We start from the raw sequence: 9,123 nt of genomic DNA, 5'->3' as shown, positions 1-9,123 counted from the left end.
TGGCGAGAACCTTTTGGGTTAGTAATGGTTGAGTCAATGGCTTCAGGGACACCAGTTATTGCTATGGAACTAGGTTCAACTACAGAAGTCATTGACCACGCTAAAACAGGTTTTCTGTGCAGTAATGTGGAAGAGTGTATCCGTGCAATTGACAAAGTTGCAGATTTAGACCGTTTTTACTGTCGGGAATATGTTCAAAATCGTTTTAGTCTGCAAGCAATGACTGATGGCTATGAAGAAGTTTATCGGCAAATTTTGCAAGACAAATTTGCTAATAATGGGCGTATCCGCAGCATGGTGAGGAATTAGGGACTGGGGACTGGGATCAAATCTACCTTGTCTACCTTGTCTCAAAACTCACTCCCCAATCTCTACTCCCTGGGCTTTACTCAGGTAATTGAGATAGATTGCTGCGCCAGATGATAAACTTGTATAATCGCTGGCGTGAACTGTGCATAAAACATTTAGAGAAGCCATATCCCAGCAGCCTTTTAACCCAGTCCCTATTCCCCAGTCCCCAGTCCCTCACATGGTTACTCTGTCTCCCAGTCTGCAAACTAGACTCTCCCAACCCCTGAAAATTGGCTCATTTGCCGTCAAAAGTCGAGTTCTGCAATCACCTTTATCTGGGGTGACAGATATGGTTTTTCGTCGGTTGGTGCGTCGTTATGCACCAGACTCCATGATGTACACCGAAATGGTGAACGCTACAGGGTTACACTACGTTAAGCAACTACCCAAAATCATGGAAGTAGACCCCAACGAACGCCCAATTAGCATTCAGTTATTTGACTGTCGCCCAGATTTTTTGGCTGAAGCGGCTATCAAAGCTGTAGCAGAAGGTGCGGATACAGTCGATATTAATATGGGCTGTCCGGTCAATAAAATTACTAAAAATGGTGGCGGTTCTTCATTGTTGCGACAGCCGGAAGTCGCAGAGGCTATTGTGCGAGAAGTTGTCAAAGCTGTTGATGTCCCAGTGACAGTCAAAACCCGCATTGGCTGGAATGACAAAGAAATCACCATCCTTGATTTTGCCAAGCGTATGGAAGACGCAGGTGCAGAAATGATTACTGTGCATGGACGCACCCGCGCACAGGGGTACAATGGCAATGCACGCTGGGAATGGATAGCCCGTGTCAAAGAAACACTTTCCATCCCAGTCATTGGTAATGGTGATATCTTCTCAGTGGAAGCGGCTGTAAAATGCTTAGAGGAGACTGGCGCGGATGGTGTGATGTGTTCCCGTGGGACTTTGGGTTATCCCTTTTTGGTAGGGGAAATTGACCACTTCCTCAAGACTGGCGAATTATTACCAGCACCAACCCCTATGCAACGCCTCGAATGTGCCAGAGATCATTTACAAGCTTTATGGGAATATAAAGGCGATCGCGGTGTACGTCAAGCCCGTAAACATATGACTTGGTACGCTAAAGGTTTTGTTGGTGCGGCTGAATTACGTGGACAATTAAGCGTCATTGAAACCGTGCAGCAAGGTTTAGACTTAATCGATAAAGCTATTGAGCATTTAACTCAGGGTTATGAACCAATGGAAGAAGCGGAGAATTTTCAAGTCGCTTAAGTAATTCTCTAGGATTCTTACTTAATTTTTGAACAGATAGGTAGATACTTAGGGTGCGCTACGTTGTCGCTAACATAAATACTATCAAGGCTTTTGGTGCGTTACGGCTTACGCCTAACACACCCTATTGGACTGTTTCAGCTAAAATTTGCGGTTTGTGAAGTAAGGAAAAGTTCGTAGTAAGGACTTCAGTCCTTAGATGAGGACTAAAGTCCTCACTACAAACTGTTTTCTTAACTGAACTGTATTGCTATATATACTAGCTTTAACAGAATAATTTTCTACAAAATCCTATTTATTCACATTGAGTATCTGCGAGGTGTTTAACCTCTCCATCCATTTTTCTAAATAGACTCGGTTGGCTTCTTGTTCAGATGGTTCTGAACTATCAGCAGGATAAGGCATTAAACCTAAAATTGCTGCCGTGGTAACGCAAAACATTGACTTTTGGAAAGTCATACAAATCTGTACCCGCAAATCATCTTCACCCCGGAGACTTTGCCGATAAATCTTATGTAAATATTCTGGTAAATAATGACGCATATCTTGCATTAACAATGTGGGAGGAATACCTGCACCACCAATAGGCAAAGGATCAGCATATAATGCCCCATATTGAAATCTGGCTTGATCAGGAGGAATTTGATATGCTTGGGCGTTTAAAGAAACTGTTCCCAAGAAGGGAGTACCTCTAAAGAAAACCGCTTCTACATAGGGGATGGCTGTATCCGCTAAAAAGGTCAACCCTAAGCTTTTAGGAATAATATCATAGACTTTTTTGTTAATTTTCACCGAGTAGGTAATAGGCTTTAAAGCATCTGCCACTAACCCGGCTTTAATATGGTCTACAACCTGCGGAATGGTTTTAATTTCACCTCTGTCATAAAGGTCTGATAAGTTGAGGAAAATATCAGCCATGACCCGCCAAAATTGACCTAGTCCACTATAGTAAGCTGACACACGTAATTGTTCAATTAAAAAGTCGGGAAACAGTTGATTTATACCCATCACCAAGGGATTTGTCGCAAATTTTGCCTTAATTACTGCTTGCGCCCTTTGTTGAAATTCTTTGGTATCTAAATAGGCATCTAAACCGCCGCCACCATGCCACATCATGGATTTCATACAATATTCGGCATACTCAAAATTAATTCTGTCATGCCACCAATGGCGGAGTAATTTTTGCGGAGTGATTTCGCCATTAAAATATTTAAAGAATGGGAAAAATACTAAAAATTGATGGTCAGCAATATAAATTAGATTCTTAGAATAAGCATCTAAAACTACACCATAGCTTTTGAGAATCCCCACAACTTCTAAAACATTTTGGGGACTGTCAACAAGTAAAGCTTGCCCTGTAAGGAGGCGTTCGACAAACTCAGCTAAAGGTTTATTTGGTTTATTTTTAATAGTTACCATTGCCAATTCTCCTAATAAAATTTTTAAAATTATGCTTGTTAGGGACTTCCAGAGAATAAACTATCCAATTTACCTACTTTAAAATAACTGTCTCTCCCCCTGCTCCCGTTCGGCTGACGCTCACGGCGGAAGCCTGCCCCCTTGCCATTCAGGTGATTGTATATTTTTTAATTGGAAGTCCCTTATTTCTGGGATGTTTAGTAATGGCAATGGTTAACTATCTTGCTAGCACCCATTAGCCATTACTAATTGGCAGTTTGATGTTTAACTTTTGTCTGGTGTGTGATGTAATGAAACAGTCGCTACTGTATGTTCTACATTCACCATAGCCGTAACTGTGGGTTCGCTCCAGTGTACTAACCAAGATGGTTGAATACCAAAAATGATAATTAAGCCTGCTAATAACATTGCTGGGGCGCGATCGCTCCAGTAAACTCTAGGTAGGCTAATCACTTGCTCAGACAAACGTCCGAAAAAGGCACGGTTAACCAGAATTAAAAAGTAAACTGCCGTTAAACCGGTGCCAATCATTGATAACAACGTTTGTATAGGAAATATAGGAAAACTCCCTCTAAACACAATAAATTCGGAAATAAACCCTACCATTCCAGGAGTCCCAGCACTAGCCATTACACCTAAAATCATCAAGCTACCAATGACAGGTAAACCACGTTCTGGGTTCAGCAGTCCCCGAATTACACTCAAATCTCGGCTTCCAGCTTTTTGGTAGACAACACCGACTAACAAAAACAGCATTGCCGAAATCAACCCGTGGCTAATCATCTGCATCACAGCACCCAATGTGCTTAAGGGTGTAGCCGCCGCCGCCGCTAGTAAAATATAGCCCATGTGACCGATTGAACTATAGGCTACCATCTTCTTCATATCAGTTTGAGCGATCGCACAGGACGAACCATACAATACACTGACTACAGCCCAAACGGCTAACCAAGGTGCTAAATATCCCCAAGCTGTCGGTAACAAGTTCATCCCAAACCGCAACAAGCCATAGGTTCCCAACTTCAACAACACACCAGCCAGGAGTACGGAAATTGGTGTAGAAGCTTCAACGTGAGCATCTGGCAACCAAGTGTGAAAGGGAACTAATGGCATTTTAATTCCAAAACCGATCAGAATTCCCGCCAAAAGTATTAATTGGGTGGCTAAGGGTAGGGCTGTTGTATTCAACGCTGTTAGCGCAAAGTTATTAGCACCACTCAACCACACCATCCCCAGGAAACTAGCTAGAATTAAAATCCCAGAAACAGCAGTGTAGATGAGAAATTTTGTAGCTGCGTAACCGCGTTTTACCCCTCCCCAAATGGCAATGAGTAGGTATAGGGGAATTAGTTCTAACTCATAGAACAGGAAAAACAGCAGTAAATCTTGGGCAAGAAATGCACCTGCTACTCCAGCACTCAATATCAGGATTAAGGCGTAATAAAACCGAGGACGTTGTAGAGATTCATGGCTGCTGTAGATGGCGATCGCAGTTAATAGCCCATTTAACAACAGCAAAGGTAAAGATAGGCCATCTACCCCCAGATTATAGTTCAAGCCCAAGGCATTGATCCAGGGTAAAAACTCACTGAACTGCTGGTTAACTTCCCCTGGACTAAACTGGCTAGCTAAAAACACCGTCCACAAGAAAATTAACCCAGACACAATTAAAGCCACACTCCGGGAGATTTTCCCATTCTCGCCAGCAGGTAATAACCCAACTAACAACGCGCCCAATAAAGGGGCAAAAATTAAAGCACTCAGCATAAGAAAGGGATATAAAAGTCGGAAGTCGGTATTTTCGGAAATCAGAAGTTAATTACTCCCTCACTCCTCTCCATAATTACTCAACAAGGGCTAATACCAATTCGCAATTCGCAATTCGCAATTCGCAATTTGGTATAACACCGCACTAACAGCACCGGCTAAATGCCGCGCTACCGCTAACACCACTCATTACTCATTACTCATTACTCATTACTCATTACTCACCACTCAGCACTCAGCACTAAAAAGGCAACTTATCCAATAAACCCAGTGACCAACTAATAAAAAATCCCAAAACGCTAACTACCGCTAGGATGGTCAACATATAACCTTGAGATTGACCGGAAATGCTGTACTTTAAGCCTTGTCCGCTTAAAATCGCGGCAAATCCTACTAGGTTTACTAAACCATCCACTAAATAGCGATCGCTCCAAGCGGAAATTTTCGATAGGATGGCGACAGCACTAACTATTGTGAGGCGATAAATCCGGTCAATGTAAAAGTCATACCCCAATAAATCCTGCACCATCCGCCAAGCCATGACTCTTGATCTCGACCAAGCTTTATGCAGATAAATGGTTGAACCAACTACTACGCCCGCTACCGTAGAAGAAACCAATACTAAAACTACATACCAATCAATACTTTCCCAAGCAGGTAGCAAGTACCATTGCTGGAGCATCAAAGGTAAGAGTAAGGTCACAATTGTCAGTGATACCATTGGGAAAGCCATCGTCCAGCCAACTTCGGGGGCGCGACGGGTTTTTTGTTGCGGTTTACCCCAAAAAACTAATCTAAATACCCGCGTCAGGTTGAGAGCCGTTAAGCCGTTAACTAAAATGAGAATGACAATTACCCAAGGACTCACTCTCACTAAACCATCAGCCCAAGACAACATTGCCCAAAAACTACCTAGTGGTAGCAGTGTTACCATTCCGGCTGCACCCACTACGTAAGCAGTAGTAGTGGCTGGCATTTTTGACCATAAACCACCCATTTCAGTTAAATCTTGACTTTGGGTGGTGAAAATCACAGAGCCAGAACTCATAAATAATAATGCTTTAGCGATGGCATGAGTTAACAGCAGCATCAAAGCCACGCCACCCTGCTGTAAACCCACCGCTAAAAATACTAGTCCCATGTAAGCACTAGTAGAGTGGGATAAAGCCCGCTTAATGTCAGTCTGCGCCAGAGACACTAAACTTGCTCCCACGGCTGTCACACCGCCGATAATTAGCAAAGCATTCAAAGCTACAGGTGAAAGAGCTAAAATTGGTTGCAACTTGTACAATACATAAGCACCACCCGCTACTACCAAGGAATTCCGCATCACTGAAGCTGGGTTAGGGCCTTCCATTGCTTCATCTAACCACAAATGCAAAGGAAACTGGGCGCATTTCCCGGCTGGGCCCGCAATCAACGCTAAACCCAACAAAGTGGCAGTTAATGGGTTTAAATTCGCCGTCTGCACCCACTCATATAAATCAGAAAAATTCAAACTTCCCGCTAAGGTAGACAGAGTGACAACTGCCATCAGCAGCATTAAATCGCCTACTCGCTTCGTCCAAAAAGCATCTCTAGCCGCCGTCACCACTAAAGGCTGTGCGTACCAAAATCCCACTAGCAAGTAAGTAGAAAGTGTCAGTACCTCCAAAAGCCCATAGGTGAGAAACAAAGAATCACTAATTGCTAAACCACTCAACGCGGCTTCAAAAAATCCAATCAATCCAAAAAACCGTGCTAACGCCCAGTCCTTTTCCATGTAGCCCAAGGCATAGATTTGCGCCAGCATACTCAGCCCAGTAATTAATACTGTTGCCCCAATACTCACTACTGAAAATTCCAACGCAAAAGATAAATTGAAATCAGCCGCTTGAAACCAAGTAATAATCCAGGTTTCTTGTTCTCTGTTCCAAATATCCTTAAAAACCAAGAGACTATGAGCAAAAGCCAAAAGGGTAGTCAACAAGTTTAAATATGCCGCCGGTCTAGGCCCCGTCCTGCGGATGATTCCTAATGTCCACGGCAAGGTAAAAAGCGCGCCTAATAGACTATAAAAAGGCACACACCAACTTGTTGCAAATAGAAACTCATTCATTTAGATTTCCCTTGAAGACTCAGCCTTAAATTTTCCTAAAACCCTTAGAATAATCATTTACTAAAAAAAAATAAATTGTGCTAAAAACTAGGTTTTTTTAACTTTTTTCTTGAATCTGGATATCCGGTAGGTTTTACTTACTACCAATTTATAAAACTGCAATGAAACTCAAATTAATTGCGGAGAAAGCATTTTTATTGTGCATATTTTGGCTTTTTTAATGTCTTCATTTCTACCTTTAGAACATAATTTTATAAAAGTTATTTAAAAAACTTATGTGTTTTTTATTCAGTCTTGATCCATACTACAAAACGAGGGAAAATCAGAGACTACACAATTTATAGACTCCTATTGTTCCCCTCTAGACAGGATTAACCTAGATTTATGAATATCTTTTCCCAAATGTAATAAAAAAATTATAAAGCACAAGTGGTTGCTCTAGTAATCCGTTAACTTTGATTGAACAGATCACAGGTACGAAATTTTGTTAAGTTTTTTAAAACTTTTTTATTATAAACTATTATACTAATTTATGTTGCCAGGGGAGCCAAGCTTTTCTATGCTTAATTTGGAAGTGTTTTTTAGCTCAAGATGAGCTTCCCCGTCAAAATTTTCTTTTCCTCGGTACTGATTGGATTAATTTTTTAGGAGACATGGGATGCCAATTGCAGTTGGAATGATTGAGACCAAGGGATTTCCCGCAGTAGTAGAAGCAGCAGACGCAATGGTGAAAGCTGCCCGCGTAACTTTGGTAGGATATGAAAAAATCGGTAGTGCTAGAGTCACCGTAATTGTGCGCGGAGATGTATCTGAGGTACAAGCCTCAGTAGCAGCAGGTATTGAAGCAGCTAGAAGAGTCAATGGTGGCGAAGTTGTCTCAACTCACATCATTGCCCGCCCCCACGAAAACTTAGAATACGTCTTACCGATTCGTTATACGGAAGCTGTGGAACAGTTCCGTACCTAAAAGGCAGAGTTTAAAAAAACTCATTAACGGGGTTGCCTTCTTGAGCATTACATAAAAGTCCAGAAGCTAAAAAACTAAATTTCAGGAATCAAAGCAAATGTCGATCGCAGTGGGAATGGTAGAAACGCTAGGCTTTCCAGCAGTAGTAGAGGCAGCAGATGCGATGGTGAAAGCTGCCCGTGTAACGTTGGTAGGCTACGAAAAAATCGGTAGTGGACGAGTAACTGTGATTGTCAGAGGCGACGTATCGGAAGTACAAGCCTCAGTATCAGCAGGTGTTGAATCAGTGAAGCGTGTCAACGGCGGACAAGTTCTGTCTACTCACATCATTGCCCGTCCTCACGAGAACTTAGAATACGTCCTCCCAATTCGTTATACCGAAGATGTAGAACAATTCCGGGAAAATGTGAACGCAATTCGTCCCTTCGGTAGAAGACCATAATTAGTAATGCAAATTGCCAAAGTACGTGGCACAGTAGTTAGCACACAGAAAGAGCCTAGTCTTAGAGGTGTGAAACTACTGTTGTTGCAATTAGTAGATGAAGCAGGCAACCTCCTGCCCAAATACGAGGTAGCAGCAGATAGCGTAGGCGCAGGAGTAGATGAATGGGTACTCGTAAGTCGTGGTAGTGCGGCGCGTCAAGTACCTGGAAATGAGCAGCGTCCTTTGGATGCAGCAGTCGTGGCGATAATTGATACTATTCACGTAGAAGATCGTCTTATTTACAGCAAGAAAGACCAATACAGGTAGTTAACAGTCAACAGCCAACGGTCAACTTCAAGCTTTATTGACTATGGACTATAGACTATTACCTAAATCTTAATCAGGAGGAATCTCGCGATGGCAGTCCGCAGCACGGCGGCTCCCCCAACCCCGTGGTCAAGGAGTTTAGCGGAACCCAAAATCAATGAAACCGCATTTGTACACTCTTTTTCCAACATTATTGGGGATGTCTACATAGGTGCAAATGTAATTGTTGCCCCAGGTACTTCAATCAGAGCCGATGAAGGTACACCTTTTTACATTGGTGAAAACACCAATCTTCAAGATGGTGTAGTGATTCATGGTTTGGAGCAAGGCCGAGTCATTGGTGATGATGACCAAGAATATTCGGTATGGGTGGGCAAAAATGCTTCTATTACCCACATGGCATTGATTCACGGGCCAGCTTATGTTGGTGATAACTCGTTTATTGGTTTTCGCTCAACGGTATTTAATGCCAGGGTAGGAGAAGGCTGCATTGTGATGATGCACGCTCTAATTCAAGATGTGGAAATTCCCCCTGGAAA

At 42.5% G+C, this 9,123-nt stretch carries 10 protein-coding genes; 6 read left to right on the top strand and 4 right to left on the bottom strand.

What is annotated here, in order from left to right:
- The coding region (locus tag CV014_RS28225; protein WP_236145040.1) for a glycosyltransferase at nt 1-309 on the top strand (309 nt) is incomplete at its 5' end.
- Nucleotides 310-529: 220 nt separating this feature from the next.
- The gene (gene dusB, locus CV014_RS28220; protein WP_236145041.1) at nt 530-1,582 is read left to right on the top strand and encodes a tRNA dihydrouridine synthase DusB; all 1,053 of its coding nucleotides are present in this window, start codon (nt 530-532) and stop codon (nt 1,580-1,582) included.
- A gap of 291 nt (nt 1,583-1,873) precedes the next feature.
- Here dusB and CV014_RS28215 read toward each other — a convergent pair whose 3' ends face one another.
- The 4 genes from CV014_RS28215 to CV014_RS28205 form a co-directional block, all read right to left on the bottom strand.
- On the bottom strand, nt 1,874-3,001 hold the full coding sequence (locus CV014_RS28215; protein WP_236145039.1) for a CO2 hydration protein: 1,128 nt from the start codon (nt 2,999-3,001) through the stop codon (nt 1,874-1,876).
- Nucleotides 2,988-3,065: a hypothetical protein gene (locus CV014_RS30740; RefSeq protein WP_442946954.1), complete on the bottom strand. Its 78-nt coding sequence runs from the start codon at nt 3,063-3,065 to the stop codon at nt 2,988-2,990. The genes CV014_RS28215 and CV014_RS30740 overlap by 14 nt, the downstream gene beginning before the upstream one ends.
- A 200-nt stretch (nt 3,066-3,265) precedes the next feature.
- Complete coding sequence (locus CV014_RS28210; RefSeq protein ID WP_236145038.1) at nt 3,266-4,768, bottom strand: NADH-quinone oxidoreductase subunit M; 1,503 nt, start codon at nt 4,766-4,768, stop codon at nt 3,266-3,268.
- Between the two features lie 241 nt (nt 4,769-5,009).
- A complete protein-coding gene (locus tag CV014_RS28205) occupies nt 5,010-6,866 on the bottom strand; it encodes an NAD(P)H-quinone oxidoreductase subunit F (protein ID WP_236145037.1) in 1,857 nt (618 codons plus the stop codon).
- A gap of 658 nt (nt 6,867-7,524) precedes the next feature.
- On the opposite strand from CV014_RS28205, the gene CV014_RS28200 reads away from it, so the two are divergent.
- The 4 genes from CV014_RS28200 to CV014_RS28185 all read left to right on the top strand — a co-directional run.
- A complete protein-coding gene (locus tag CV014_RS28200; protein WP_010995042.1) occupies nt 7,525-7,833 on the top strand; it encodes a carbon dioxide-concentrating mechanism protein CcmK in 309 nt (102 codons plus the stop codon).
- Between the two features lie 97 nt (nt 7,834-7,930).
- On the top strand, nt 7,931-8,275 hold the full coding sequence (locus CV014_RS28195; RefSeq protein WP_190466214.1) for a carbon dioxide-concentrating mechanism protein CcmK: 345 nt from the start codon (nt 7,931-7,933) through the stop codon (nt 8,273-8,275).
- A 6-nt stretch (nt 8,276-8,281) separates the two neighbouring features.
- Nucleotides 8,282-8,584, top strand: a complete 303-nt coding sequence (locus tag CV014_RS28190) for a EutN/CcmL family microcompartment protein (RefSeq protein ID WP_103139475.1) — start codon at nt 8,282-8,284, stop codon at nt 8,582-8,584.
- Nucleotides 8,585-8,674: 90 nt separating this feature from the next.
- On the top strand, nt 8,675-9,123 hold a 449-nt coding region (locus CV014_RS28185; protein ID WP_268964942.1), incomplete at its 3' end, for a DapH/DapD/GlmU-related protein.

Source organism: Nostoc sp. CMAA1605 (genome assembly GCF_021596505.1).
Lineage (GTDB): Bacteria > Cyanobacteriota > Cyanobacteriia > Cyanobacteriales > Nostocaceae > Trichormus.
Note: the sequence above shows the minus strand (reverse complement) of the source record. Positions and strands in the feature narration are given on the sequence as shown.